This window comes from Pseudomonas sp. CFBP 13711 (assembly GCF_014842265.1).
Lineage (GTDB): Bacteria > Pseudomonadota > Gammaproteobacteria > Pseudomonadales > Pseudomonadaceae > Aquipseudomonas.
Genome location: NZ_JACYVI010000004.1, coordinates 61,034 through 85,613, shown reverse-complemented (window position 1 = coordinate 85,613; position 24,580 = coordinate 61,034). Strand labels below are relative to the sequence as shown.

Annotated in this window: 25 protein-coding genes and 2 pseudogenes; 7 read left to right on the top strand and 20 right to left on the bottom strand. The window is 57.7% G+C overall.

Translation table 11 applies throughout. From position 1 onward, the window contains the following. Nucleotides 1-32: 32 nt before the first annotated feature. Nucleotides 33-1,001 carry an AraC family transcriptional regulator gene (locus tag IFT47_RS09525; RefSeq protein WP_192172876.1) on the top strand — a complete coding sequence of 323 codons (969 nt, stop codon included), beginning with the start codon at nucleotides 33-35 and terminating at the stop codon, nucleotides 999-1,001. 143 nt (nucleotides 1,002-1,144) lie between these two features. Here the strand turns inward: IFT47_RS09525 and IFT47_RS09520 are convergent, their stop codons facing one another. Both IFT47_RS09520 and IFT47_RS09515 read right to left on the bottom strand, forming a co-directional pair. Then, entirely contained in the window at nucleotides 1,145-2,266 is a 1,122-nt protein-coding gene (locus tag IFT47_RS09520) for an alkene reductase (protein WP_192172877.1), read from the bottom strand. 2 nt (nucleotides 2,267-2,268) lie between these two features. Then, nucleotides 2,269-3,312 carry an MsnO8 family LLM class oxidoreductase gene (locus IFT47_RS09515; protein ID WP_192172878.1) on the bottom strand — a complete coding sequence of 348 codons (1,044 nt, stop codon included), beginning with the start codon at nucleotides 3,310-3,312 and terminating at the stop codon, nucleotides 2,269-2,271. Between the two features lie 90 nt (nucleotides 3,313-3,402). On the opposite strand from IFT47_RS09515, the gene IFT47_RS09510 reads away from it, so the two are divergent. Then, on the top strand, nucleotides 3,403-3,969 hold the full coding sequence (locus tag IFT47_RS09510) for a tautomerase family protein (protein WP_342345373.1): 567 nt from the start codon (nucleotides 3,403-3,405) through the stop codon (nucleotides 3,967-3,969). Between the two features lie 100 nt (nucleotides 3,970-4,069). Here IFT47_RS09510 and IFT47_RS09505 read toward each other — a convergent pair whose 3' ends face one another. Continuing rightward, nucleotides 4,070-5,881 (bottom strand): ABC transporter ATP-binding protein, encoded by a 1,812-nt coding sequence (locus tag IFT47_RS09505; RefSeq protein ID WP_192172879.1) that lies wholly within the window; start codon nucleotides 5,879-5,881, stop codon nucleotides 4,070-4,072. A gap of 241 nt (nucleotides 5,882-6,122) precedes the next feature. Between IFT47_RS09505 and IFT47_RS09500 the strand changes: the two genes are divergently transcribed. Continuing rightward, on the top strand, nucleotides 6,123-6,506 hold the full coding sequence (locus IFT47_RS09500) for a response regulator (RefSeq protein WP_192172880.1): 384 nt from the start codon (nucleotides 6,123-6,125) through the stop codon (nucleotides 6,504-6,506). A 112-nt stretch (nucleotides 6,507-6,618) separates the two neighbouring features. On the opposite strand, the pseudogene IFT47_RS28095 reads toward IFT47_RS09500, so the two are convergent. The 9 genes and pseudogenes from IFT47_RS28095 to tnpA all read right to left on the bottom strand — a co-directional run. Then, a pseudogene (locus IFT47_RS28095) lies at nucleotides 6,619-6,855 on the bottom strand (methyl-accepting chemotaxis protein); the annotation flags it as partial. A gap of 48 nt (nucleotides 6,856-6,903) precedes the next feature. After that, nucleotides 6,904-7,623: pseudogene (locus IFT47_RS28090) on the bottom strand (PAS domain-containing protein); the annotation flags it as partial. Between the two features lie 570 nt (nucleotides 7,624-8,193). Continuing rightward, nucleotides 8,194-8,634, bottom strand: a complete 441-nt coding sequence (locus tag IFT47_RS09490; RefSeq protein WP_192172882.1) for a DUF421 domain-containing protein — start codon at nucleotides 8,632-8,634, stop codon at nucleotides 8,194-8,196. Between the two features lie 7 nt (nucleotides 8,635-8,641). After that, entirely contained in the window at nucleotides 8,642-9,154 is a 513-nt protein-coding gene (locus IFT47_RS09485; protein ID WP_192172883.1) for a hypothetical protein, read from the bottom strand. A 173-nt stretch (nucleotides 9,155-9,327) separates the two neighbouring features. Continuing rightward, on the bottom strand, nucleotides 9,328-9,822 hold the full coding sequence (locus IFT47_RS09480) for a bifunctional diaminohydroxyphosphoribosylaminopyrimidine deaminase/5-amino-6-(5-phosphoribosylamino)uracil reductase RibD (RefSeq protein ID WP_244655935.1): 495 nt from the start codon (nucleotides 9,820-9,822) through the stop codon (nucleotides 9,328-9,330). After that, nucleotides 9,819-10,388 (bottom strand): nucleotidyltransferase family protein, encoded by a 570-nt coding sequence (locus tag IFT47_RS09475; RefSeq protein WP_192172958.1) that lies wholly within the window; start codon nucleotides 10,386-10,388, stop codon nucleotides 9,819-9,821. The genes IFT47_RS09480 and IFT47_RS09475 overlap by 4 nt, the downstream gene beginning before the upstream one ends. 119 nt (nucleotides 10,389-10,507) lie before the next feature. Continuing rightward, nucleotides 10,508-12,034: an IS66 family transposase gene (tnpC, locus tag IFT47_RS09470; protein ID WP_192172884.1), complete on the bottom strand. Its 1,527-nt coding sequence runs from the start codon at nucleotides 12,032-12,034 to the stop codon at nucleotides 10,508-10,510. 60 nt (nucleotides 12,035-12,094) lie between these two features. Next, nucleotides 12,095-12,352: an IS66 family insertion sequence element accessory protein TnpB gene (gene tnpB, locus IFT47_RS09465; RefSeq protein WP_192172885.1), complete on the bottom strand. Its 258-nt coding sequence runs from the start codon at nucleotides 12,350-12,352 to the stop codon at nucleotides 12,095-12,097. 74 nt (nucleotides 12,353-12,426) lie between these two features. Continuing rightward, entirely contained in the window at nucleotides 12,427-12,750 is a 324-nt protein-coding gene (tnpA, locus tag IFT47_RS09460) for an IS66-like element accessory protein TnpA (RefSeq protein ID WP_197983856.1), read from the bottom strand. Between the two features lie 504 nt (nucleotides 12,751-13,254). Here tnpA and IFT47_RS09455 point away from each other — a divergent pair. Both IFT47_RS09455 and IFT47_RS09450 read left to right on the top strand, forming a co-directional pair. Beyond that, complete coding sequence (locus IFT47_RS09455) at nucleotides 13,255-14,667, top strand: PIN-like domain-containing protein (protein WP_192172887.1); 1,413 nt, start codon at nucleotides 13,255-13,257, stop codon at nucleotides 14,665-14,667. A 314-nt stretch (nucleotides 14,668-14,981) separates the two neighbouring features. Then, nucleotides 14,982-16,058 (top strand): RES family NAD+ phosphorylase, encoded by a 1,077-nt coding sequence (locus IFT47_RS09450; protein WP_192172888.1) that lies wholly within the window; start codon nucleotides 14,982-14,984, stop codon nucleotides 16,056-16,058. A 197-nt stretch (nucleotides 16,059-16,255) separates the two neighbouring features. Here IFT47_RS09450 and IFT47_RS09445 read toward each other — a convergent pair whose 3' ends face one another. Both IFT47_RS09445 and IFT47_RS09440 read right to left on the bottom strand, forming a co-directional pair. Further along, nucleotides 16,256-17,254, bottom strand: a complete 999-nt coding sequence (locus IFT47_RS09445) for an NAD(P)H-quinone oxidoreductase (protein WP_192172889.1) — start codon at nucleotides 17,252-17,254, stop codon at nucleotides 16,256-16,258. Between the two features lie 96 nt (nucleotides 17,255-17,350). Next, nucleotides 17,351-18,526, bottom strand: a complete 1,176-nt coding sequence (locus IFT47_RS09440) for a saccharopine dehydrogenase family protein (protein ID WP_192172890.1) — start codon at nucleotides 18,524-18,526, stop codon at nucleotides 17,351-17,353. Between the two features lie 110 nt (nucleotides 18,527-18,636). Between IFT47_RS09440 and IFT47_RS09435 the strand changes: the two genes are divergently transcribed. Then, nucleotides 18,637-19,536, top strand: coding sequence for a LysR substrate-binding domain-containing protein (locus tag IFT47_RS09435; RefSeq protein WP_192172959.1), 900 nt, complete (start codon nucleotides 18,637-18,639; stop codon nucleotides 19,534-19,536). Between the two features lie 178 nt (nucleotides 19,537-19,714). On the opposite strand, the gene IFT47_RS27370 is transcribed toward IFT47_RS09435, so the two are convergent. From IFT47_RS27370 to IFT47_RS09410, 6 genes are all read right to left on the bottom strand, one after another. Next, on the bottom strand, nucleotides 19,715-20,089 hold the full coding sequence (locus IFT47_RS27370; protein WP_197983858.1) for a class I SAM-dependent methyltransferase: 375 nt from the start codon (nucleotides 20,087-20,089) through the stop codon (nucleotides 19,715-19,717). 24 nt (nucleotides 20,090-20,113) lie between these two features. Beyond that, nucleotides 20,114-20,347 carry a hypothetical protein gene (locus IFT47_RS27365; RefSeq protein WP_197983860.1) on the bottom strand — a complete coding sequence of 78 codons (234 nt, stop codon included), beginning with the start codon at nucleotides 20,345-20,347 and terminating at the stop codon, nucleotides 20,114-20,116. A gap of 56 nt (nucleotides 20,348-20,403) precedes the next feature. Next, entirely contained in the window at nucleotides 20,404-20,817 is a 414-nt protein-coding gene (locus tag IFT47_RS09425; protein WP_133776318.1) for a nuclear transport factor 2 family protein, read from the bottom strand. An 82-nt stretch (nucleotides 20,818-20,899) separates the two neighbouring features. Then, the gene (locus IFT47_RS09420) at nucleotides 20,900-21,499 is read right to left on the bottom strand and encodes an NADPH-dependent F420 reductase (protein ID WP_192172891.1); all 600 of its coding nucleotides are present in this window, start codon (nucleotides 21,497-21,499) and stop codon (nucleotides 20,900-20,902) included. A gap of 93 nt (nucleotides 21,500-21,592) precedes the next feature. Next, nucleotides 21,593-22,360, bottom strand: coding sequence for an SDR family NAD(P)-dependent oxidoreductase (locus IFT47_RS09415; RefSeq protein ID WP_192172892.1), 768 nt, complete (start codon nucleotides 22,358-22,360; stop codon nucleotides 21,593-21,595). 82 nt (nucleotides 22,361-22,442) lie between these two features. Then, nucleotides 22,443-23,177 (bottom strand): SDR family NAD(P)-dependent oxidoreductase, encoded by a 735-nt coding sequence (locus tag IFT47_RS09410; protein ID WP_192172893.1) that lies wholly within the window; start codon nucleotides 23,175-23,177, stop codon nucleotides 22,443-22,445. A gap of 140 nt (nucleotides 23,178-23,317) precedes the next feature. On the opposite strand from IFT47_RS09410, the gene IFT47_RS09405 reads away from it, so the two are divergent. Continuing rightward, complete coding sequence (locus IFT47_RS09405) at nucleotides 23,318-24,388, top strand: LysR family transcriptional regulator (RefSeq protein WP_192172894.1); 1,071 nt, start codon at nucleotides 23,318-23,320, stop codon at nucleotides 24,386-24,388. Nucleotides 24,389-24,580 lie beyond the last annotated feature (192 nt).

Here is a 24,580-nt window from a genome sequence, read left to right as displayed (position 1 = left end):
AAACCCGTTTTTTTGACTGAAACTCCTGAACAATGCCACCAGATCAATTTGCTCTTTCTTCCGATCTCATCAACGAGCTGTTGCGCGGCATGCGCCTGCGCGGTGTCGAGTACCGGCGCATCCAGGCGGGCCCGACCTTCGGCCTGGGCTTCGATGCCAAACCCGGACATGCCTGGTTCCACTTCCTGGCGGTCGGCAATGCGGTGCTGCGCATGGATGACGGGACGACCTATGCGCTGTCCGCCGGTAACGCCGTGTTCATCTCCCACGGCGCAGCCCATCAGTTGCTCTCGCATGCGCACGCGCCCGTGCAGGACATCGACCTTCTGAACGGCGAGCCCCTTGGCGACACCGTCAGCGCCGTAGATACCGGAACCGATGCCGGCTCCACGCCGACCACGCTGGTGTTCAATGGCTGCATGGAATTCGAGTTGGGTAGCCTGCATGGCCTTGGGAAGCTGATGCCGGGCCTCATGCTGATCGATGCCGGCGGCCAGCGTTATCCCGGGCTGGTGCCTATTCTCGCCACCATGGAGCGCGAGGTCAGCGCCGCACGCGTCGGCTTCGCTGGCATCCTTGCGCGACTGGCCGACGTGGTCGCCGCCATGGTCGTTCGCGGTTGGGTCGAGTGCGCTTGCGGCAACGCTTCCGGCCTGGTCGCCGCTCTGCGCGATCCGCGGCTGGCAGGTGCCCTTCTGGCGCTGCATCAGCAACCGGGCCTCGACTGGACCGTCGAGCAACTGGCGGCGCACTGCAATACGTCCCGCTCGGTCTTTGCAGAGCGTTTTCAACTGACGATTGGCATGACCCCGCTGCGCTACGTCACTGAAGTGCGAATGCGGCTTGCCAGCCAGTGGCTGACGCTGGAAAGGGTACCGATTGAAGAGGTCGCGCAGCGTTTGAGCTATACGTCTCAGGCAGCGTTCAGCCGGGCGTTCAAGCGTGTTACGGGTAAAACGCCCGGGTTGGGTCGTAGGTTGAGCCAGGCGGCTGCGACCTGACGCTGGGTGAAGGTAGCGTTACTACCTACGTCCACGTGATGGAACATTGACAATCGGTAGACGGCACGCTGGCTGAAGCGTGCCTTCGGCATCACATCGCAGCCTTCGCGCTGAACGCTTACAGGCACGCATCGCTTCTTCAATCAGCCCATGTAGGGCGGATAGTCGACATAGCCTTTTGCATCGCCGCCGTAATAGGTGTCGCGATCCGGCTCGGTCAACGTCCAGCCGTTTTTCAGCCGAGCGACCAGATCAGGATTTGCAATGAAGGGCTGCCCGAATGCCGCCAGATCGATCAGGCCGGCGTGGAGCAGCTCTTCAGCGCGTTCACGGGTCATGTCCCCGGCAAGAATCAATGCGGTCTTGCCCAGCTGGGTTTTGCAGTCTTTGAGCAGGTCACGAAGCGCTTGCTCCTGCGCAGCCGAGCCTTCCTCTGCCATGAAGAAGTGGGTCTGATCCATTACGTGAACGTAAGCGATGCCGCGCTGGCTCATGCCCGCACAGAGCGCTGAGTAGGTTTCGTCGATCTGCGGATACAGCGGCATATCGAACAACTGGCCGTATGGCGAAATCCGGATACCCACTCGATCAGCGCCGATTCTGGCGGCTGCCGCATCGACGACCTCGAATACGAAACGCAAACGATTTTCCAGCGTGTCTGCTGAGTAGCGATCGGTTCGGTCATTCACCAGCGGATTCAGGAATTGCTCAAGCAGATAGCCGTTGGCGCCATGAATTTCCACCCCGTCGAACCCGGCCGCGATAGCGTTTTCAGCAGCCTGGGCGAAATCTTCAACCACGCGTGCTACCTCTTCGGTGGTCAACGGTCGTGGCGTGGATGTGGCCACAAAACCCGGCTCCCCGTCTTCCGTGTAACCAAAGGCAACTGCGCCTTGGGCTTGTTTGCTGGTAGCGCTGACGGGCGCTTTGCCGTCGATCTGAATGGAAGTGTGGGACACGCGGCCAACGTGCCACAGCTGGGCGAACATCTTCCCGCCGACGCTGTGGACCGAGTCGATGACCAGCTTCCATCCTTTGATCTGCTCTTCGGTATAGATGCCCGGGTTGAAGAGATAACCCTGGCCCTCACGAGAGATCGGCGTGCCTTCCGAAACAATTAAACCGGCGGTGCCGCGTTGGGTGTAGTGCAAGGCGATTTGCTCCGTCGCAATGTCGTCAGGGGCGCGCGACCGGGTCATCGGTGCCATGACGATGCGGTTGCCAAGCGTTGTGGCGCCGAGTTCGTATGCTTCAAATAAGGTCATGATTAGTTCTCCTGAAGTGCCCGCTGTGGGGCGCGAAGGTTGGATTCGTGGTTGGCGCGAGCGAGCAGCTCGATAGCACGCTGTCGGTTTGCTTCGCCGGGGATCATGGGGATGACCATCATCTGATCGGTCTGATACTGCGACGCGATGCGCTGCAGTTGCTGAATCGCCAACGGACCGTCGCCAACAACCACGCGCATGCGGTTGAGCGCGACTCGATCGCGTGCTTCAGCGCTGTATTGCGTAGGGTCGACCGCCTCGGGCAGCGCCAACGCCTCGGCTGGGGCAACAGACTCTGCCCGCAGCAACCAGTCATCAAAGCTGGTCGCCAGCCGCTCGGCCTGCTCGACGGTGTCGGCCACTACTGCGAATACAGCAACGATGACACTGGGCGCGGCATGCAGTTTTGATGGACGAAAGTTGGCGCGATAATGCTCGGCGGCCAGCACACCTTGCTGATGATGGGGGTTGATGAAGTGCGCAAACGTGAAGCCCATCCCTTCCAGAGCGGCCAGTTCAGCGGTACTGCCGCTGGCACCCAGTATGTGCAACTCAGGGAGGGTCGTGATCCGAGGTGCAGCGTAGATCGGCTGCGGCTGATCGCCTGCCCCCTCTTTGTCATCAAGGAGCAGAGCCTTGAGGTCCTTGAGCTTGGCCGGGAAAGGAATCTGGTGTGTCTTCTCATCATTGAGGGCACGAGTGACGCGTTGGTCCGCTCCGGGCGCCCTCCCTACTCCCAGGTCTATCCGCCCCGGGTACAACGCCTCCAGCACACGCGCTGTCTCGGCAACTTTGTACGCGCTGTAATGCGGCAGCATGATGCCACCCGAGCCAACCCTGATCGTCTCCGTATGGGCGGCAATCTGCATCATCAACAGCTCGGGGCTGCTTCCCGCCTGAACCCTGGATTGATGGTGCTCCGCCACCCAGTAGCGTTCGTAGCCCAAAGACTCGGCTGCTTGCGCCAGCCGCGTAGTGGCCCATAGCGCATCGCCGGCGGTAAAGCCGTCGTCTACTGGGGAATGGTCAAGAATGCTAAGTCTCACTGCGCCCTCCGGACAAAGAACACAGCCTATTGGAGAAACGATGCGAGATTTCGGCTCATTTTTACCGAATCACATGAATTCAATTCACCAATGAGCTTTTCTACCCGGCTAGAGGACCTTCACAGTGGTATCACTGCAACTGGCGAACCTGCTCGTCTACAAAAACGCATCAAGAAGACAGGACATGGGGCAATTGGAGGCGTGGGTCAGGCTCCATTTCCCTTTAGTATTACGTCCGTCACTTCATCACTGCCTGAAGAGGAATACGCTATGCCGCTTGTACGGATTGATATCTCCGCCGACACACCCGATGGGACAGTTGCCGCAATCGGTGACGTGATTTACGAAGCAATGATCAGCACGGCGAACGTGCCCGAACATGACCGATTTCAGATCATTCACCGCCATGCCAGCGATGAACTGGTGTATCCGGCTGAGGGCTATCTGGGCATTACCTACACAAAGAACATCGTGTTCATTCAGGTGGCCTGGAACGAAGGGCGAACCATTGACGTGAAGAAGGCGTTTTATAAGGCTATCGCCCAAGGCATTCATGACAGGACCGGGCACAGACAGGAAGACATCTGGATCAGTCTGATTGATAACAAGAAGGAGAACTGGTCCTTCGGAAACGGGGAAATGCAGTACGCGCCCTGAAATAAACAAGTAGACGTGCGGACGGGCCGCTAATGGGCCGATAGCCGGCAGCTATGGCCGGCTTCATCCAGTCGCCCGCAGGAACTATGCGGGTCGGCGACTACCGATACCCACGCGCCTGGATGCTGAACAGGCTCGCATAGCGCCCGCCGCCAGCCATCAGTTGCACGTGAGTGCCTTGTTCCAGAATCCGGCCCTGATCCAGCACGATGATGTGATCGGCGTTGCGCACGCTGGAGAATCGGTGAGAAATGAGCAACGTCATGCGCCCCTTCGCGTACTCGCGGAAGTGCTCGAACACGGCGGCCTCGGCGGCAGCGTCGAGGGCGGCCGTCGGTTCGTCCAGAATCAGCAGATCGGCATCACGGCGCATATACGCCCGCGACAGCGCCAGCTTTTGCCATTGCCCACCGGACAATTCCTGCCCACCGGCGAACCAGCGCCCCAACTGCGTGTGATAGCCGTTGCTCAAGCGTTCGATGAAGTCGGCCGCGATTCCTTGGGTGGCCGCATCGCGCCAACGGTCCTGGTCATCGAACGCGTCGACGTCACCCACGCCGAGGTTTTCGCCGACCGTCATCTGGTAACGGATGTAGTCCTGAAAGATCACCCCGATGCGCTGGTGCAAGGCCTGTTCGTCCCAGTCCTGCAAATCGCTGCCGTCCAGCAGGATCCTGCCTTGGTCGGGCGTATAGAGTCGGGTCAGCAGTTTGATCAATGTGGTTTTACCCGAGCCGTTTTCGCCCACCAGCGCCAGGCTCATGCCGGGCGTCAGGTGCAGGCTGATGTCGGTGAGCGTGGGATTCGCAGCACCCGGGTAGCGGAACCCCAGGCCCTCGCAGCGCAGGCCATCGCCCGGGCGTGCACCGGCCTTCAGCGTGCCGCGTACAGGTGCGACCGGCACCCCAAGGTATTCGTAGAGGTCAGACAGGTACAGGCCGTCCTCGTACAAACCGGCAATCGCGCTGAGGCTGGCAGTGATGGCGACCTGGCCTTGCTTGAACAGCACCAGGTACATCGTCATCTGCCCGAGTGTGGTCTGGCCGCGCACGGTGTCCATGACCACCCAGGCGTAGGCCACGTAGAACGCGGCTGTACCCAATAGCCCGAGGGCAAAGCCCCAAGTGTCGCGTCGCACGGTGAGTCGGCGGTCTTCGGCGTACAGGCGCGTGAAATTGTCGCGATAGCGTTGCAGCAACAACGGCGCCATGCCGAACAGCTTCACTTCTTTGGTATGCGCCTCCTGGGACAGCAAGGCCTCCAGGTAATTTTGCTGGCGGGTTTCCGGGGCGCGACGCTGAAACAGGCGGAAGGCATTACCGGAGAAATGCGTCTCGGCGAAGAACACCGGCAGCGCACCGAGCACCAGGATCAGCAGCGCCCAAGGGGAAAAATGCACCAGCAGCACCGCAAAGCTGACCAGCGAGATCAGGTTTTGCGTCAGCCCCAAGCCTTTGGTGACGAGGCCCAATGGCCGGGTCGATGCATCGCGGCGCACGCGCACCAATTTGTCGTAAAAGGTCGAGTCCTCGAACTGCAGCAGCGAAAGGGTCTGGGCCTTTTCCAGGATCATCAGATTGACCTTCTGCCCCAACTGCACCCGCAGCAGCGCCTGTTGCATTGAAAGCGCCCGTTGCGCCGCGGCCAGCAACGCCAATACGCCCGCCTCGGCCAACACGTAACGCAGGACAGGCCACACCGGCGCCTGGCTGCCATTGGCGTGGATCTGCAGCGCCTGAACCACCGCATCGACGATCCGCTGGCCGATCCAGGCAGCCAGCGCGGGCAAAATGCCGGCGATCAGCGTCGCCACGATCAAGCCGGCGAACAAGGGGCGGGAAGTCGCCCAAACAAGGCCGACCGCCCTGCCGCTCTGGGTTGAAAATGCAGTCAAACGATTGAACAACGACATCAAAGGCGCAGGCTCCGGATTGGCGGTGACGGGGGATTGTAGCGGCTAGTTCGGCACGCTTCCCCGGTCTTGTGGGTAGCCATCTGGATAATCAGGGGCGATTCAGGCTTTGCATAGAACTGCAGGCCACTCCGTCAGGGCGGTATAACCGTGCAGAGAGACTTGAGCTACGGATGTAACGGAAATGGGAACCCGCAGACAGCGGCCCAGTCCAAAACGCACAACAAACCAGGATGGGCAAATGACAGTGTTATCAACCGTTTTAGTGGTGGAAGATGACTGGCTCATTCGCAGTTTGATCCATGAAATTTTAGAGACGGAAGGCTTCGAGGTCGTCACAGCAGAGACAGGCGACGACGCTTGGGACTGGTTGTGCAAGACCTCGGGAGGGGCGGATCTCATCCTGTCCGACATCCATATGCCGGGTGGGCTGAGCGGTATTGGCTTGGCAAACCGGGTGCAAGCTCAATGGCCCCGCATCCCGGTGATCTTGTCCTCGGGAGGACGAGGGCAACAAATCCTGGAGTCTGGATATGCTCCTCTTTTCATCCCCAAACCTTGGCACTCCCTGGATATCGGCACCATTTGTCGGCGCGCATTAGCTCTGGCGATTAACCGAGAGTGATGCTGCCGACCCCATGGCGGTTACGTTGGAGAGTCTTTTCCGAACCACTTCTTTTCAGACCTCAACCCGGTTCAAGGAACCAGGGGTTCGAAGAAAGTAAGGTCTAGCGGGCAATCATGCCGGCTGCCTGTTCAGTCGCTTCAGTGGTACGCGTCGCCAACTTGCGAACCTCGTCGGCAACCACTGCGAAGCCACGACCCGCCTCACCCGCACGTGCAGCCTCAATGGCCGCATTCAGGGCCAAAAGATTGGTCTGGCTCGCGATGCTCTGGATCGTCCCCACGATCTGGGACAATTGCGCGATATTGTGCTCAAGCGTCTGCTGATGCTTGACCTCTGTTTCCCTCAGCACGTCCTGCTCGTGTTGCAAGTTGACGTCCACAAGCGCACCGACTACTCGCAGCGGCAGGCCGGCGGGGTCACGCCTGGTCTGGCCTCGCGCACGGAACCACCGATATTCGCCGCTTTTCATCCTCAGCCGGTACTCGATATCAAAGGGTGTCTTGCCTGATCTATCATTCAGATGAGCCCCGAAAGCGCTGAGGCTTCTGTCCTTATCATCCGGGTGTAACCTGGATGCCCAGCTGTCCAACACATCTGGAAACTCCTCAACCGTTTCGAAACCCAGCAGCCGACGAAACTGAGGTGACCACCAGAACGGGTTTTTGGGGTTTACAGGGTCTCCGGCAATGACCTCCATATCCCAAAGCCCATCCGAGAGCATTTCCCGAGCCAGCTCGAATCTGGTGATGATGACGTCGTGCTCCTGATCCCGCTCCAGCTGGTCATGGATATCCCGGAGCGAGCCAGCGACCCGGATGGGCGTGCCTCGCTCGTCGCGGAGTGTCTCACCCTGTGCGTGGAACCAGCGATATGAACCGTCTTTCATGGCGAGCCGGTTATTGACTTTGTATGGGGTCATTCCGGACTTGTCGTTGAGATGGCGAGCGAAGGCGTCGAGTGTTGCCTGCTTGTCCTGCGGATGGAGCCGATCGGCCCAACTGGCGAGCACATTTGGAAAGTCTCTTTCGTCCTTGAAGCCCAGCAGGCTGCGGAATTGCTGCGACCACCAAAAGCGATTTCCGGGGTTGACCGGGTCGCCGGCCACGACCTCCATGTCCCAAAGACCTTCACTGGACGCGCGATTGACCAAATCGAATCTGATCTCGTGAGCTGACGCGGAGGCTGCTGATTCGCGAAGCAACTCGCGGGCATCCTCAAGCTCCTTTTCGAGTTGGGCTACGCGGGATTGGTATTGATCATTGGAGGACTGGATCAGGCGCCAGGCATCCAGCACTGCTGGACCTTCTTTGCACTGGGCGACCTCAGGATGTTCGCCGCTCATGATCGACGTCAGCAATTGCTTCAGGGCGCGACGATCGCGGCGAAGAAGGAAAAAATTGGGCATGTTGTACAAGCTCGAAATGCGTGACGGGCCTCCTCCATGGCACCTTGCCATTCTTATCGTCTTGAGCGCCAGAAACTTTATCTGTCTGGCTGAATAAATGGCCGTCAACCCGCTGAAATTCCTCAGTAATAGAGGATCTGCTTACGAGGTGTGTGTCTAACGAGCCACGCGGAGGGAACCATGGTCAGATCTGTTTTCCTGGCTTTGGCATGCCCCGCCTGACCAAGCCGTTCGCGATGCTGGATAGCGCTTCTTATCAGGCCGTAACGGGGCAGAGAGTCAGGCAGGAATGATCGAGATCGTGCCGTTCCGCTCAAGGATCGCGTACTTGATCTGCTCCACCCGCTCGAAACCCTGCTCTATTCGTGCGGCCTCCAAGATGTCGTCTTCCTGAATACGGGCCTCGTGCATGCGATGTCGCAGGAAAGCGCCGTTTTCAACGATGATCGTCGGCCCCCCATCGATCAGCTTGGCCAAGCGTTTGGACCGCCGCTTGACGAGGGAAAGCCCGATGTCGATCACCATTAAGGTCACGATGACCAAAATCGCATTGGTCACGGAGAAGTCATCGCCCAGCAGCGCTTGCTGGGTGGCTTCGCCAATGACCATCAGCAGCACGAAATCAAACGACGTTAGCTCCCCCAATGATCGTCGGCCAGAAATCTTGAAGAGCACCATCAGTGCCAGATAAATCGCGCCCGCGCGTAGTACGGCATCCATTGAGCACCTATGGGTAAATGAACTGAGTGACTGGAATGTGGCCGCCGCCCACGACACTGATCTGACTTTTGAAAAGCCCGATGCCGTCGCTGCGCCATGAGATGAAGAGCGTGACGTGCCCGCTCTTGTCGGTGGGAAACGTAAGGCTCAAACCCTGGGGACTGCCCACCGAGCTGACCGGCTGCGGCTGGAGAGACTCGATGCTGAAGCCATCCAGCATAGGCTTGCTGATCGACAGTGTGACCTCTTTGCCCGGCTGCCCCGTGGCCTGAACGATCATTGGATTGGTCCCACCCGCTCGGTGGAAACGCTCGTACTGCACCGTCAGGTCACCCTGCTCACTCACCGACTCGAGCGTGCTGAGCGGGCCTCTGGAAAACAAACCAAGCAATGTCAGGATGACCACCGCTGTCAGCACATACCAGCCAACCCTCTGGAACTTCCAGACTTTGCGCTGCAGCGCAATGTCCTCTGCCACGGGGTGTTCACGGTCCTGCATTTCCTGCTCTAAGAGGCTCATACGCATCACTCGTCGGGACTAGCGATGTGACTGCTTTGGTCTGTGGGAAGTTCTGGTGGGGTAAGCGTGTGCTGCTGATTCCGTGGGGGGGTTGTCTTTGGGTTCAGCGCTTCGATAAGGCGTAACCGTCCGGCATTCCACCTTGTGCTGCGATGTCGATGAGCTAAGACGATCTACTCATCGTTGCGATCCACTGATTCACCTGGTTTGTTTACGAAAAAACCACCCAAGTCCTTAATGGCTTCCTCGGCCAAGAGCCCGACAACAACAGTAATGCCCGCATCTCGCAGCATTTTTATGCCCGCTCCCGAGTTTCTCGGATCGGGATCAAGCAGCCCAACAAACACTTTCTCGACACCGCTGTTTAACAGTGCCAGCGCACATGACGGCGTTCGACCATGAAAGGAGCATGGCTCAAGCGTGACAAACGCGGTAACCCCAGAGCAATCACTAGGTAATTGGCTCAACGCCATTGCTTCCGCGTGATATAGCCCAGGTGGCTGTGTGTAGCCTTGGCTGATCACCAAATTATCCTTTACCAGCACGCAACCTACCGGCGGGTTCGGAAGGCACTCAGGTAAGGCTAATCGCCCCTGAGCGAGCGCAAGACGCATGAAATCGGTGTTGGAAGAAGGGTTAGGCATACCGTAATGATCCGCAGGGTTCATGAAATGTGAGGTTCTATGATCCTGAGCCAAGGCCAACGAGCTTGGTAACTTTTGGCCTTCTGGTCGAACAAGTCTGGCTGAGGATTTTTCGGATTGATACGAAGAACGCCTTGCTCTACGTCGGTCAGGCCATATGGCGCATAGACTTCACCCGTTTCAGGGTCTAGCCCAATACACGTACCGGCAATCAGGTAACGATCAATACCATCTTTTGCCGACTGAAGCTGAGAATAAGACCTGCCAAACCGCTGACTGTACCAAAGGTGGACGCGGGCCTGATTCTTGATCTCAACGTTAACTTCAAGGTCTTGGAAGAGAGACTGAGCTGAGTTGATGACCTCATTTTCAGCCTCCCAAGACAGATCACTATCGAAGTAAAAAACGTCGTAATCCTTCACACCCCAATCCGACGGCAGGTGCGACTGATGATTCCAGACGGCTTGGAACAGGCATCCCGCAGTGAGCATGCATTGATTCAAACCGAGTGAAGGTAAGCGTGAGGTGATTTCAGCGTTTATTGGATTGGCCATTGCTATCCTGACCAACCTTTCGCCAGGTAATGTCATTTTCATCCCTTTGGAATCGATCTAGTCCTAGCGACTGACAATACATCATCGCTTTTTAAGATTTCCCGAAAGACAACTTTTCTACACAGGTGTCCGCCCGGGCATCCTGTCTTTCGTAATTAATCCGGTTGCCACCTATGTGGCAGCAACTGATCGATTTCACTTGCCCGCTGCGTCGGCAGGCGCGTGAGAACATCCTTTAGATAAGTGTACGGATCATGACCATTCAGCCGCGCTGACTGGATCAAGCTCATGATCGCCGCCGCCCGTTTTCCGCTGCGTAGCGACCCGGCGAAGAGCCAGTTTTTGCGTCCAAGAGCCCACGGCCGGATCTGGTTCTCCGCCCAGTTGTTGTCAATGGGTACAGCCCCGTCATTGAGGTAGCGCGACAGCGCTGCCCAGCGTTTGAGGCTGTAATTGAGTGCTCTGCTGATAGCCGAACCTTCGGGCACAAGATCACGCTGCGCGATCATCCAGGCATGCAGCCTATCCATCACCGGCCCGGCTTTTTCTTGCCGTATTCGGCGCCGTAAATCCGGCTCCAGGTTACGCACTTCGCTCTCGACTTCGTACAACAGCTGGATGTAGTGCAGGGCCTGCTCGGCGATCTGGCGCTTGTTGGTTGCATGCAACTCAAAGAACTTGCGCCGGGCATGGGCCATGCAGCCGATCTCGGTCACGCCGAGTTCGAAGCTGGCCTTGTAGCCGCCAAAATCATCGCAGACCAACTTGCCTTTCCAGCCTTGAAGGAAGTTACGAGCATGCTCGCCAGCGCGGCTGGGGCTGAAGTCGTAGACGACAGCGGCTGTGTCGCAGAACTGGCTGGTGGCATAAGCCCAAACATACGAGTGGTGGGTTTTCTTGGTGCCCGGAGCGAGCATCTGCACGGGTGTTTCATCCGCGTGCATGACCTGTTGCCCGATCACTACGTCACGCAAGGCATCGACCAAGGGCTGTAACTGCACGCCTGTCATGCCAACCCACTGAGCCAACGTGGAGCGTGGAATCGCCAAGCCGGCACGACCAAAAATCGATTCCTGACGGTAAAGCGGAAGATGGTCAGCAAACTTCGCAATCATGACGTGAGCAAGTAACCCGGCAGTCGGGATGCCCTTGTCGATGACCTGCGGCGGCACAGGTGCCTGGATCAGCGTTTCGCAGTCATCGCAAACCCACTTGCCACGAACATGGCGCTCAACGGTAAACTCGCCCGGTGTGTAGTCCAGCTTTTCACTGACATCTTCACCTATGCGTTTCAGTGCGCACCCGCATGGGCAGTGAGTGTTGTCTGGTTCGTGATGGATCAACGTTTGCGGAAATTCTGCCGGCAATGTCGTGCGCTTGGGCTTTTGCTTTTCCTCGGTCGCCGCTGGTGCTATTTGCAACGCCTGAAGCTCGGCCTCAATCGCCGCGATATCAGTATCGATCAGGTCATCAAGCCGGCTGGCCTGATCAGGACTCATCTGCTCACTGCGCTTGGCAAACTTCAAACGCTTGAGCTGTGCGATCTCGAGGGTCAGCTTCTCGATCACCGTTTGATCGCGGTTGATCTTCTTGCCCATGGTCTCGACTTGCGACAGCAATTGCGTAGCGAATGCACGCAGTTGGTCGGGAGTCATTTGATCGAGATTGGGTGAGGAAGTCATGCCTTGGATTTTACCAAGCAGACCGTCTGCGACAGCAAACCAAGATGCTAATTACAGTTTCTAAAGCACCGTGATTGCACCGCCAGCGCCAACCCGTTGCCAAGGCAGGCCAAGCACCAAGGCCTGAAGTTGCTCTACATCCAACTGCAATTCACTGCCTTGCCGAACACCTGGCCAATGAAATTTACCTTGGTTCAAGCGACGTGCCGCCAGCCAGACACCAATCCCATCGTGTACCAGCACTTTGACCCGAGTCGCGCGGCGATTGGCAAACAGATAGGCGCAGTGCGGCTTCGCCGCACCGAACACCGCGATCACTCTGGCCAGAGCCGTTTCAGTTCAGGCGCGCATGTCCATGGGCTCGGTGGCAAGCCAGATGGCGTCGATGCGGATCATCGCAAAAGCTCTCGAAGGAATGCGGTGCAGGCGGCAGCATTATCGGTTGGCCAGTTCACTTTGACGGTACCGCGCGGGTGCAGAATCTCAATGCTGATATTCGGTGAGGATCCGTGGCCTGTTTCGTGCACAGGCAACGGGATGAATGCAGGCTGGAGCGCCGTGCTTTTCTGTGCTTGCACCCGAATCCATTTGTGGACAAGGTTCGCGTTAAGGCTATGGCTGAGGGCAACGCTGGCAATCGAAGCGCCGGGTTGGACACACTCTTTAATGACCTGGGCCTTGAAGGATTTGGAATACGAACGGCGCGTCTGCTGCATGAAATACCCGCTTAAAAGGCTAGAACTGGTGCCCACTTAAAATTTAAGTGCACACCATGTCTTTGCTTTGCCGGGCTGGGTAGATGACTTTGCCGGACGCATACGATAAGGCTAAGGGCCGCTTTTGGTCGAAGCCGCCGGTGACAACCGGCCGCTATCGGCCAGGAGCTGCCATTTGAAGAGCGCAGTTTTTGATCCTTAGGGCACCCTGGTCTCGGTCTGTATTGGTTCAATTGCAGCGGCTCACAGGCCATAACCTTATTGATCTTAATATGAACTCTCGCTCGGATTCCTTCTGCGGAATTCTCGACCCGAAACCAAGTGCCGTAGCATTCTCGATAGACGGGCGAAAGGTATTAGGGACCTGCAATGGAACGACCGGTTAGCCCTCGAATGCGTCAGCTTAGCCCGATTTGGTCAGTTGGGTGCCAACAGCGGAGCGCAGGTGTTGTCGATCGCTGTCCTGGGTTTTGATATGATTGGCCACAAAACAAGGATGGAACGATGAAGTCTTTATTTCCTGAATTCAAAGCGCTAACAGAAAAAGAATATCAAGACGCCTGGAAGCGTGGGCTTTTGGTTTTTGACACCAATGTGTTGTTAAACCTCTACAGATATCAAGCGGCGACACGTGATGAATTAATTACCGTCCTTAAATCATTGTCTAAGCGGATATGGATTCCTCATCATGTAGCCCTCGAGTTTTACAGAAACCGCTCTGGGGTAATATCTGAGCAACATCAAAAATACCGACAGGTCCGCGAGGTTGTCATTACTTCAGTTGACGACCTGCACAACAGGATTGCGAATCTTAATCTTAGAAAGCGCCATTCGTCGATCAGAACAGAAGATCTCCAAAGTAAAGTAAATGATGCAATTACCGGATTTCTTGAGGAGCTTAAGGTGCTGGAGGAGGCAAACCAACCACCTACTTCTGTAGATTTTATTAAGGACGCAATAGAGCAGCTATTCGAAGGGCGTGTCGGGGCCAGTCCCGCGGAGCAGAAAGATGTAGATGGTCTCTATAAGTTGGCGCAAGCTCGCTATGATTTGAAGATTCCTCCGGGATACAGGGATAAGGAAAAGGATAAAGCACAGCCCGATGAATACCTCCATAACGGTATAATTTACAAAAGAAAATATGGTGATTATTTAGTATGGAGACAAATGCTGGAACAGGCTAAATCCGAATCAAGCAACTGGCTGATATACGTTACTGATGATCGAAAAGAGGATTGGTGGCTGAAGGGAGATTCAAATAAAATCCTCGGTCCGCGACCGGAGCTTATTAATGAGGCTATCTCCTTAGGAGGCGTTCGGCACTTCTTGATGTATTCCCCAGAGCAGTTCCTGTCTCATGCTAAGCAAATGCTGAAGGCCAGCGTCTCAGACGAAACCCTTACGGAAGTTAGGGATATATCAGACAATGCGGTCATGCCTTCTAGGGTTGGCATGGATGAAGTTCATGCTAGTGCAAAAGCTGCAGTTCAGAATTGGGTTGCCTCTATTTACACTTATGAAGTTTTGAGCGGCTATAGAGAACCAGACTTTGTTGTCTACAAAAACGACAAGACAGTGGGCATCATTGCCGAACCGCTACCAGGCAAGAGATTGGCAGCACAAATACTCCGTCGGCTTCCACTGCTTCAGTCTCAGGCCAGTTATCAGTTAACTAAAAACAAACTTGACGCGGTGATTATTGTTTACGCGTGCTTGGATGAGCTAGATGTCGAGGAGACAATCGGATTGATGAGGAAACACTATTCGATTTCCTCACATGCTTCCACCGGAATTATTGTTGGGCACTTTAACTCGGATCCACAAGAGTTCTTCCCCATAGAGTGGATTGTATACGATGACTTGATGGACATTGGGGTGAGCCCTTCTCATGATAATTTAGCCGACGGTCTCGAATAACGGGGAGCTTCGATCATCTAACTCTAGACATCCACCTAGCCTGCTTAGCAGGATAGGTGGATGTCTAGAGTTCGAGAGTTAAATATGTAAGATGCCAACACTGTCGGCAGTCTCACTTTCCAACTGATAGCGAGTGTTTGCAATGAAGCGGCTAATGGGTGAACTGACAGTTTTCGATCCAGCGTGAACGGGTAATAAGGCTGCTTTCGACCAAATTCGGACCCTAGCAGCCGGGCTCAATTAAGCCCAAAACCCGAGCGATCCGCTTGGTCTAAAGTTTGAGTTTCCCCCCATAAATTTTCTACGGTAGGACTATGGCAGAAGAAACTGCGAAGTCGAATCAAACCCTCCTTTGTTCTGAATGCTTCACGGATGAAGGACTGCGGATAGATGCATTCAAGCTCGGCACCGAGGAGCATGTGAAATGTCCGAACTGCCACAGCCAAGAAGGCCGAAAGCTGACGAAGGAGCTTATTGAGGCTCTTGCATGGCGTTTTTTTGTGGGTGGTACTACCGTCCGTTGCGACTACGGTGCAGCGCCTGTTATTCAGTGCAACGAGCATCACTTTGGGAGGAGCGATATATCGCCCTCGATCTGGCTCAAAGATGACATCAGGCTTCTTGAGGAGGCTGGTCAGATTGGCTTCTTCTACTACGGCCCACGCCTTTGGATGGTTGGCGAAGTCGAGCCACTCAAGGATCTTCAGGACGAATCGAAGCGGTCGAAAATCATCAAGCGCGTAATGAAGGAATACCCAGAAAAGACACTTCAAATGGGGCAGAAATTTTATCGCCTACGAATCTGCCCACAACGTCCAGGTGATCCGATAGAGTACGACAGCCCACCTATTGCACTCGCTGGAAAGGGGCGACTCGATTCGCCAGGCTTTCCTATCATGTACGGATCGCAGGACATCGACGTTTGCATCCATGAATGTCGAGCATCGACAGATGACGACATCTACGTTGCTACCCTGGAGCCCAAGCGGAACTTACGGCTTTTGGATCTTACTCACCTACTCGAAGAAGATGTGACGGAGTTCGAAAGCTTGGATATGGCTATCCATATGCTCTTCCTGGCACGTTCCCACTCCTACGAGATTTCCAGAGCAATCGCATTAGCAGCCAAAGAAGCGGGCTTCGACGGCATAATTTACCCGTCGTTCTTTAGTTTGATTCGCACTGGCGGCCATCCTTTTGAAACCGCCTATGGCATGTCGCTGCGGCGCTGTCACCCTGATCGGGAAAAATACGCAGAGGCATACACAATCAAAAATTTTGCCTTGTTTGGACGTCCGCTGGAGAACGACCTGGTAAGCATCCAATGCATTAATCGTTTGGTACTCACTCAGGTCGGATATAGAGGACACTTTGGCCCCGTGCAGTATTGACCGAAATGTTAGAGGTGCTCAGATTAAAGGCGGCTACTGCCCTTCCTTGAAGGGTAGCTTCGGGTCGGTAGCGGTCAATGGCGGAAGGCTGCTTTCGACCCAAGGCAGCCGCTCGCCCCCACACAACCACGAACACCTCAAACAAAAAAAGAACAACGCCCGGCGGCAGTTAATGACACGCACCGGGCGATTCCCGTTCACACCACCTTCAGCACGATTTTGCCGATATGGTCGCCCTGCTCCATTCGCTGATGCGCTTGTGCTGCGTCGGCGAGAGGGAAAACACGGTCAATGATCGGCAGGCATTCGCCTTGACTGAGCAGCGGCCAGACATTGGCGAGTACGGCGCGAGCAATCTCGGCTTTTTCCTCCGCGCTGCGCGAACGCATCATCGACCCTGTCACCGAGCCTTGCTTTTCCATCAACGCCAGCAGATTGAAGTCTTTGACGGAGCTGCCGCCCAGAAAGCCGATAATGACCAGTCGACCGCGTCGTGCGAGTGACGCTACGTTGCTCTCGAAATAGCTCCCGCCCATGATGTCGAGAATGACGTCCACGCCCTTCTCGTGGGTTTGCCGGGCGATCTCTTGAGCGAAGTTCACCTCGCGGTAATTGATCGCTTCGCCACCCAGTTCGCGGATCCGGTCGCACTTTTCCTGGCTGCCGGCCGTTGCAAAAGCCTTGATCCCCAAGGCCTTGCACAGCATCAGCGCGGTCGTGCCGATGCCGCTGGTGCCGCCATGGATCAATACGGTGCAGCCCTTTTGGGCACGGCCCAGCTCGAAAAGGTTGGCCCACACGGTAAAGAATGTTTCCGGAATGGCCGCGGCCTGAATCATGTCCACGCCGTCGGGGACCGGTAATGATTGGGTGGCCGCCACAACGCAGTATTCGGCGTAACCACCGCCATTGGTCAGCGCACATACCTTGTCGCCCAGCTTGAAGTTGGCCACCTTTGCGCCAACCCCAACGACCTCACCGGCCACTTCCAACCCGGGCACAGGGGTCATGCCGGGTTTCATCGGGTATTTGCCCGAACGCTGTATGACATCAGGACGATTGATGCCGGCGGCGTGAACCCGGATCAGCAGCTCGTGATCACCGGGCGTCGGCACATCGGCCTGCATTATCTTTAATACTTCGGGGCCACCGGGTTCGGTGATCTCGATGTAGTTCATACGGTTTGGCAGATTCATGGTTCACCTTTTGTTGAGAGGGCTAATTGTTGAGAGGGCTGAAGACTCTGAAAGCTGAACGTCAAAGACATTCAGCTTTTTTAGCGGCCCATAGAATCAACCCTCGACTGTGAACCTCAGTCCGGCTTTTTCAGTCAGGCGTTTGAGCAACGCCTCATTCAACGCCGCCGCGGGCGTCCAGCAACCGCCCGGGGTCTCCTCACGTGTCACATCGAACGCCAGCGCCATCGCTGACTCGGCCAACATCTTGGAGGTCGACAGGTAGCCCGGATCCTCGTCGCAACTCACGGATGCCTTGAGCACCTGACCGTCTGCCAGTTCTGCGATGAACAACACATCATAAAAGCCTGCATCAAGCTCCTTCTGTGTCGGCCCTTGCCCCGGTTGCGGATGACCGCCCTCATTGAAGGAGAAACCTGCCAGGCCAAGCTCATCGTCTTCGCTCGGTTGTGCATCAAGCATCAGCATTTCGTCGTACTGAAACGACGTGCCCCACAGGTGCCCCTCCAGCAAGTTGGTGCGATGCACTGCCTTGGAATTGATGCCCGACATGATGAAAGGCCCGACCCAGGTCTGAGCCAGTTCATCCTGGTAGGGGGTCTGGTCATCAGGTTGCTCGACGCCTTTGAATCCTGGTGTGTAGGCAAACGGATCGGCCACCAGTTCACCGAGAGCGGGATCTTGCGCCGCGGCTGCAACCACAGCATCGACACTCAGGAACGTGCCACCGGAGAGCACGCCTTGCATGCTGCGCACGCGGCCCCTGATCCGAGGCGCGTAGCGAGCGAACTTCTTCATGACCTGCTGCTGGGTGAACCATACGCCGAGGTCGAACGGCACCGAATCGAAACCACAGGAGAACACCAGTCGCGCGCCCGATGCCTGGGCTTGAGCCTGATGGCTGCCGATCATTTGGGCAATCCAGGGAATCTCCCCCGAGAGGTCGACGTAGTCCGTCCCCGACTCGGCGCAGGCTGCCACCAGGTCCGAGCCGTAAACCGAAAACGGCCCTGCGGTGGTAATCACGACCCGGGTCGCGGCAACCATCTCGCGCACGGACGCGCGGTCTTGGGCATCGGCCACGATCAGCGGCAGCGCTGCGGCGTTTGCCCAACTGTCCCGAATGGCTTCCAGCTTGCTCAAGCTGCGACCGGCGATGGCCCATTTAACAGGGCCGTCGACGCCGTATTGAGCGAAGAGGTATTCAGCGACCAGCCGACCGGTGTAGCCCGTAGCGCCAAAAATGATCACATCGAATGTTTGTTTGCTCATGGAAAAGATGATTCCTGAAAGTGCCGCGAAGCGAAGGCGACACTCTAGCCATCCTGCCTACAAATGATTAGATGGTATGGTTGGAATAGACCTATAACCGCAGAGCATCAATCGTGCGCGACAATGTCACCGACCTCCTGGCCCTCCTGCGGGTCGCCCGTGAAGGCAGTTTTACCAAAGCGGCGGCGCAGCTTGGCGTTTCCCAGCCTGCGCTGAGCCGCACCATCACCAAACTGGAATCGCGCCTGGGTGTGCAATTGCTGACCCGCAGTACCCGCAGCGTCGCACCGACCGAAGCCGGCGCGCGCCTGATCGACAGCATCGGGCCGCATTTTGACGGGATCGAGTCAGGCCTCAACGAGCTGAGCGAACTGAGCGGCATGCCGGCGGGTAGCCTGCGCATCACCTCCATGGAGCACGCAACCCATCTCGTCCTTGCCCCGGCTGCGCTGCAATTGATGACCGACTATCCGGGCATCAAGGTCGAAATCAACGACAGCTACGCATTGGTCGACATCGTTGCAGAGCGCTTCGATGCCGGTATCCGCCTGGGGGCGCAGCTGGCTCAGGACATGATCAGCATGCCCATCGGCCGGGATTTTCGCCTGGCATTGGTGGCCGCCCCCGCCTATCTCGAACACCGCGCTGAACCACTGACGCCACAGGATCTGACCGAGCACGCCTGTATCAACCTGCGCCAGCCCACCTCGGGAGGATTGTGGGCTTGGCCTTTCGCAAAAAACGGGAGAGAAATCAAAGTACGCGCCGACGGGCATCTGGTGAGTAACAACATCTGGCTCATGCGTGATTTTGTCAGGGCGGGCGCCGGACTGGGCTACTTCCCGGAGCATCTGGTCGAGCAGGATCTGGCACAAGGTCGCCTGGTGCGGCTGATGGAGGACTGGACTGGCACCGTCACCGGGTATCACCTCTACTACCCAAGCCGGCGCCAACACAAACCGGCTTTTCGTCTGCTTCTCGATGCATTGCGTGATCAGTCAGGGCGCTGACTGTCTTCTTTTGGCCGCTAGCTGACCTCAACGAGCGGCCGATCTAGGTCGGAAGCGGTCAGCCACGACCGGCTGCTTTCGACCCAAAGCCGCCCCTCGTGAATGGCAGCATTCGGCCAACAAGAGACGTTCGTCGTGGCCGGAGTGTGCCCCGCCAAGCGGCCGTCGCTGGCAGCCGTCACGGCCTCACAAACCGGTAGACGAAGCGATCGGTCTCGCCCTTGATCGCGGGATCGAATACCTTGACTGATCGCGGATCATCCTTGCTCGCGAGCATGTTGCTTTCCGCGTCCAGCAGGAAGCCGGCCGCCTCCACCTCCTTCCGAACGGAGGCGGGGTCGATCCGGTGCAGCGACTGGGCAACACTGGTGCCCGCTGTGCCAGCGGCGGCGTGGTCGACGATGACGTAGTACCCACCCGGCTTGACCCTATCGCACATGGCGCGATTGAAGTCGGCCGCCGTCGCGTCCTTGGACTGCACCAGCGCGGTGTGGAGATCGTGGTAGAACAGGTGCATCCACAGGACATCCGCGGGCTGCGTGACTTCCGGCATGGCCACGAGGTTCGCCGAAACCGCCTAGACGTTTGCCCGGCCCGGCTCCTTCGCCAACGTACGCATGTTGCCGACAGGATCGTTCTTGAAGTGGGCGACTTCGGCAGGCACGAAGCTATAGACCCGTCCGTTGGGTCCCACGGCGTCAGAGAATAGACGCGTCCAGTCGCCGTCGCCCGGGTAAACGTCGATGACGGTGGCGCCTGGATCAACGCGTGCGAAGCGGATCAACTCGGATAGCTTGGATGTGTCGTACATGGGGACCTCCTACAAAGTTTGGTATTCGAATGGCGAGGGGCCCCAAACGGTTTTTGCTACGTGAGCCCGGATGCGTCGATCTGCGAGGCTCGTGCCAGTGCCTGCGTGTCAATGTACTCGCGGATCTTCGTCAGTCTGCCGTCGCGGACCGTGATGGCGAAGATCCAGTCATCTTCGAACGTCTTATTGGTGGCTTTGATCTTCCCCTTGGCGAAACCGACGACCAGCACCCGGTCTCCCTGCGCGATGAACTCCCGGGGCTCGGTGGATGTCTCCATCGACCTGGATGCGGTCTCGAGCAAATCCGCAAGCCCCGCATGGCCGTGGCGCGTACCGGCCAGAGGCCAGTCTTCGCCCGGGATGATCCACTCGATGTCTTCGGCGACCAGCGCCAGCAGACCGTCCTTGTCGCCGCGGCCAATGGCCGCAAAGAAGTCCTTCACGGTCTGGACGTTTTTCTCGGTATTCATGGGGATTTCTCCGCGTCGATCGAGTCGACTTGCGCTCGACCCGAGCGCGTTCGTTGTGTTGTTATCGTTGGGTACGTCCTGCTCAACCGGCGAAAGTGACGAGGTCCTTGAAGATCAGTCGACCCCAGCTATTTCCGCGTGCGTGGACCAGCAGCCCGCCCTCGGAAAGCCTGCCAAGTTGGACCGGCGAGAAACCGAGATTTTCTGCAAGCGCGCCGATCTCGGCCGCGGCCTCGTCATCGTCGCTGGCCAGGAACACGACCCGCCTGCCGCCATGCACGGCCGGATCCTGGGCGAGGACGGATGCACCCAGATGGTTGAAGCCTTTGACCAGCCTGACACCCGTGAAGGACCGCGCAACGACCATGGAAGAAGGCTGTCCTCCCAGTTCCTCTGTGGGCACTTGGGTGTTGGTTACATCGACGATGGTCTTGCCTTTCCAGGTCGACAGCGCGTTGGCGACATCCTGGTGCGAGTCGAAACGGACGGCCAAAAAGATGATGTCCGCCTTGACCGCTTCCGCCAGTGTTTTGGGAAGGATGGTGGGACCGATCGCAGCGGCGACGGAGGCAAAGCTTTCCGGGTCGCGCGCGGTGGCCACGGATACGTCGATGCCCTTGCGGGCAAACGCCTTGGCCAGTGCCTGGCCGATAGGGCCGAAGCCGATAATTGAATAGGTCATAGGAGTTTTCTCTGAGTTGGGTTGGATCCTGCTTGGATAAGCGCGGCCCCACGGCTTGCCGCTAGGGTGGCCAGCCAAGGGGCCGCGCTGGGGTCAGACCTGCGCCAGGCCGCCATCGACGGGAAGATCGATACCCGTGACGAACGAACTTTCCTCGGAAGCGAGGAATACGACGGCAGCCGCGATTTCCTCCGGCTTGCCCCAGCGACCCATGGGAATCTGCAAGGCGTACTGGGCGGCCGCTTCCTTGGCCTGGTCGGCGGTAAGGCCCGCCGTCTTTTGCAAAGCGCCCGTCTCGGTGGGCCCGGGACTGATGCAATTCACGCGGATCTGGCGATCTTTCAGCTCCATCGTCCAGGCACGCACGAAGTTGCGCACAGCCGCTTTGCTTGCACCGTAAGCGCTGAATCCAGCCGTTCCCAGGACGTTGGTGACCGAAGAGGTCACTATGATCGAGCCGCCGTCTCTGAACAGCGGAAGGGCCTTCTGCACCGTGAAGAAGGTGCCCTTGACGTTCACGTCGAAGGTCTGGTCGAAATGAGCCTCGGTAGCGGCCTCCAGCAGCGCGACCGTACCCGCGCCCGCATTGGCAAAGAGCACATCAATGTGACCATGCTTCTCTTTCACGACAGCAAAGAGCCGGTCCAGATCTTCCAGGCGGGACACGTCGCCCACGACCGTCGTAACGTTTCCCTTCAAGGTGGCTGCCGCCTCCTTCAGTTCGTCCTCCCTTCGCCCAGTGATAACGACGTGCGCACCTTCTTCAAGGAAGCGCTTGGCCGTGGCCAGGCCAATCCCGCTGCTTCCACCGGTCACGACCGCAATTTTTCCCGCCAATTTTTGTGCACTATGGTTGTTCATATATTTTGCCTTTCTAATGTTCGTTATTGAGCAGACCCTGCGGTGCTCCGAACCATCGAACGGAGCGCCGACGCGTCGTGGGTCAGAGTTGCGCCAGGCCGCCGTCGACAGCGAGTTCGCTCGCGGTCATGAAGCTGCTGTCCGAGGAGGCGAGAAACACCGCTGCCGCCGCGATTTCCGAGGGCTCGGCCATGCGCAGCAGGGGCGTCATCGCGCCATAGGACTTCTGGCCTTCCTCGCCGAGCGCCGCCTTCGCGAGTTCGGTTGCCGTAGCGCCAGGCGACAGCACGTTGACCCGGATGCCGGTGCCCTTCAGATCCTCTGCCCAGGTCCTAGCGAAGTTGCGCACGGCCGCCTTGCTCGCGCTGTAGGCGGTAAATTCGGGAGCACCCGTGGTGCCGGCGCTCGATCCGGTCAGGATGATCGAACCGCCCTCGCCCATCAGCGGCAGCGCCTTCTGGACCGTGAAGATGGTGCCCTTCACGTTGGTTTCGAAGGTTTCGTCGATATGGGCGGCGGTGATCTCGCCCAGCTTGAGTGGGCTGCCGGTGCCGGCATTGGCGAAGAGGATGTCGAGGGTTCCGCGCTCGGCCTTCACTGCCACATAGAGTCGGTCTAGGTCGGCCTCATCGGAGACCGAGCCCGTTATGGCGCGGGCCTTTGGACCAAGCTCGGCCACGGCAGCGTCGAGCGCTTCCTGCCGACGGCCGTAGATGAAGACGAAGGCGCCTTCCTGGATGAAGCGCTTTGCCGCCGCGAGACCGATGCCGGTCGCGCCACCGGTGATTACCGCGGTCTTGCCAGTTAGTCTGTTCATGTTCGTATCCTTGGCTCAAGCGGTGGAGGCAGTGACCTCCGTTTGCTGTTGAGACCAATGTAGTGCAGCCGCTGCCAGTGTATTAGTCGGCCTTTTTGTGAATAATTGTTCCATCAATGGAATAATCGCTAGAATGCTCCATGAATCGAGATCTCAATGACACTTTGGTGTTCGTCAAGGTTGTGGAGTTGGGCAGCTTCACGGCTGCCGCGAACACGCTGCACATGCCCAAGGCGACCGTGAGTCGTAAGGTGCGGGAGCTGGAAGAGCGACTGGGTGCGCAGCTATTGCATCGCACAACCCGCAAGCTCGGCTTGACCGAGGCGGGCAACATCTATTTCGCGCATTGCCAGCGCATTGCGCGCGACCTGGACGAGGCGGAGAGCGCCGTCAGTGAGTTGCAGAGCGGGCCGCGAGGCTGGCTGCGCGTGACTGCATCTCATCCGGTGGGCAACACTTGGGTCGCGCCCTTACTCAGCGAATTCCACGCACGCCATCCGGACGTTCGCGTGGAACTGCTGCTGAGCAACGACCAGGTCGACATCATCGCCGGCGAAATCGACGTGGCGATGCGCGTTGGCACGCTGGCGGATTCCAACCTGGCGGCGCGCAAGCTCGCCGTGTTCCGTACCGCGATCTACGCCACCCCCGGTTACATCGAGCGTTTCGGCGAGCCGCTGCATCCCGACGATTTGATTAACCACCGGGCAACCGTGCAGACCAATCACCGAAGCGCCCACGGCTTCGCCTGGACCCTCGATGATGGAAACGGCAAGCTGCGCGAGTTCCCGGTCGACCCCGTCGTGATCGCCAGCGATCCGAGCGCCCTTCGCACTGTGATGATGGATGGAGAAGGCCTGATGCTGACCAGTGACGTCTTTGTGCGGGCGTTCGTCGAGCAGGGTCTGGTGCAGCGCGTGCTCACCGGCTGGCGTGGCACGGACCTCGACCTGCATGCACTGTTCCCGCGCGGTCAGGTGCAGTCACCGAAAGTGCGTGCCTTCGTCGACTTTCTAGTCGAGCGGCTGAATATCGAGGAGGGCTACCTGGAGGTGTTGAACGGCGATACCGCGCACGGTCCGCCCTGCGGCCGCGATGGAAGCCCAGCGACGGCAGCGGCAGATAGGCACCGGATGCAATCTCAGTCAGCGCCCGAGTCAGGGCCGGCAGCCGCACGCGGTCAGGGCGAGAGATCGCGCACGACCGTCTAGCTGTATGAGCCCAGCACGTTGTTCAGTCGTATCCGCGAGATAGCTAAGAGGTCGTGGAAGCTGGCGTGAGGCCGATTCCAGTTACCCTGCGCGAGGAACGCATTCGACGTCGCGTATGGGTTGCCTGCCGTGGGAGACCAGCGAATCTGATTCCTCAGCAAACGACACTGCTGGACAACGCCGCGACGAGGG

Coding starts and splice junctions, on each gene's coding strand:
- IFT47_RS09525 (WP_192172876.1), top strand. CDS start 33: ATGCCACCAGATCAATTTGCTCTTTCTTCCGATCTCATCAACGAGCTG.
- IFT47_RS09520 (WP_192172877.1), bottom strand. CDS start 2,266: ATGACCTTATTTGAAGCATACGAACTCGGCGCCACAACGCTTGGCAAC.
- IFT47_RS09510 (WP_342345373.1), top strand. CDS start 3,403: ATGAGCTTTTCTACCCGGCTAGAGGACCTTCACAGTGGTATCACTGCA.
- IFT47_RS09505 (WP_192172879.1), bottom strand. CDS start 5,881: ATGTCGTTGTTCAATCGTTTGACTGCATTTTCAACCCAGAGCGGCAGG.
- IFT47_RS09500 (WP_192172880.1), top strand. CDS start 6,123: ATGACAGTGTTATCAACCGTTTTAGTGGTGGAAGATGACTGGCTCATT.
- IFT47_RS09490 (WP_192172882.1), bottom strand. CDS start 8,634: ATGGATGCCGTACTACGCGCGGGCGCGATTTATCTGGCACTGATGGTG.
- IFT47_RS09485 (WP_192172883.1), bottom strand. CDS start 9,154: ATGAGCCTCTTAGAGCAGGAAATGCAGGACCGTGAACACCCCGTGGCA.
- IFT47_RS09480 (WP_244655935.1), bottom strand. CDS start 9,822: ATGAACCCTGCGGATCATTACGGTATGCCTAACCCTTCTTCCAACACC.
- IFT47_RS09475 (WP_192172958.1), bottom strand. CDS start 10,388: ATGACATTACCTGGCGAAAGGTTGGTCAGGATAGCAATGGCCAATCCA.
- tnpC (WP_192172884.1), bottom strand. CDS start 12,034: ATGACTTCCTCACCCAATCTCGATCAAATGACTCCCGACCAACTGCGT.
- tnpA (WP_197983856.1), bottom strand. CDS start 12,750: ATGCAGCAGACGCGCCGTTCGTATTCCAAATCCTTCAAGGCCCAGGTC.
- IFT47_RS09455 (WP_192172887.1), top strand. CDS start 13,255: ATGAAGTCTTTATTTCCTGAATTCAAAGCGCTAACAGAAAAAGAATAT.
- IFT47_RS09450 (WP_192172888.1), top strand. CDS start 14,982: ATGGCAGAAGAAACTGCGAAGTCGAATCAAACCCTCCTTTGTTCTGAA.
- IFT47_RS09445 (WP_192172889.1), bottom strand. CDS start 17,254: ATGAATCTGCCAAACCGTATGAACTACATCGAGATCACCGAACCCGGT.
- IFT47_RS09440 (WP_192172890.1), bottom strand. CDS start 18,526: ATGAGCAAACAAACATTCGATGTGATCATTTTTGGCGCTACGGGCTAC.
- IFT47_RS27370 (WP_197983858.1), bottom strand. CDS start 20,089: ATGCCGGAAGTCACGCAGCCCGCGGATGTCCTGTGGATGCACCTGTTC.
- IFT47_RS27365 (WP_197983860.1), bottom strand. CDS start 20,347: ATGTACGACACATCCAAGCTATCCGAGTTGATCCGCTTCGCACGCGTT.
- IFT47_RS09425 (WP_133776318.1), bottom strand. CDS start 20,817: ATGAATACCGAGAAAAACGTCCAGACCGTGAAGGACTTCTTTGCGGCC.
- IFT47_RS09420 (WP_192172891.1), bottom strand. CDS start 21,499: ATGACCTATTCAATTATCGGCTTCGGCCCTATCGGCCAGGCACTGGCC.
- IFT47_RS09415 (WP_192172892.1), bottom strand. CDS start 22,360: ATGAACAACCATAGTGCACAAAAATTGGCGGGAAAAATTGCGGTCGTG.
- IFT47_RS09410 (WP_192172893.1), bottom strand. CDS start 23,177: ATGAACAGACTAACTGGCAAGACCGCGGTAATCACCGGTGGCGCGACC.
- IFT47_RS09405 (WP_192172894.1), top strand. CDS start 23,318: ATGAATCGAGATCTCAATGACACTTTGGTGTTCGTCAAGGTTGTGGAG.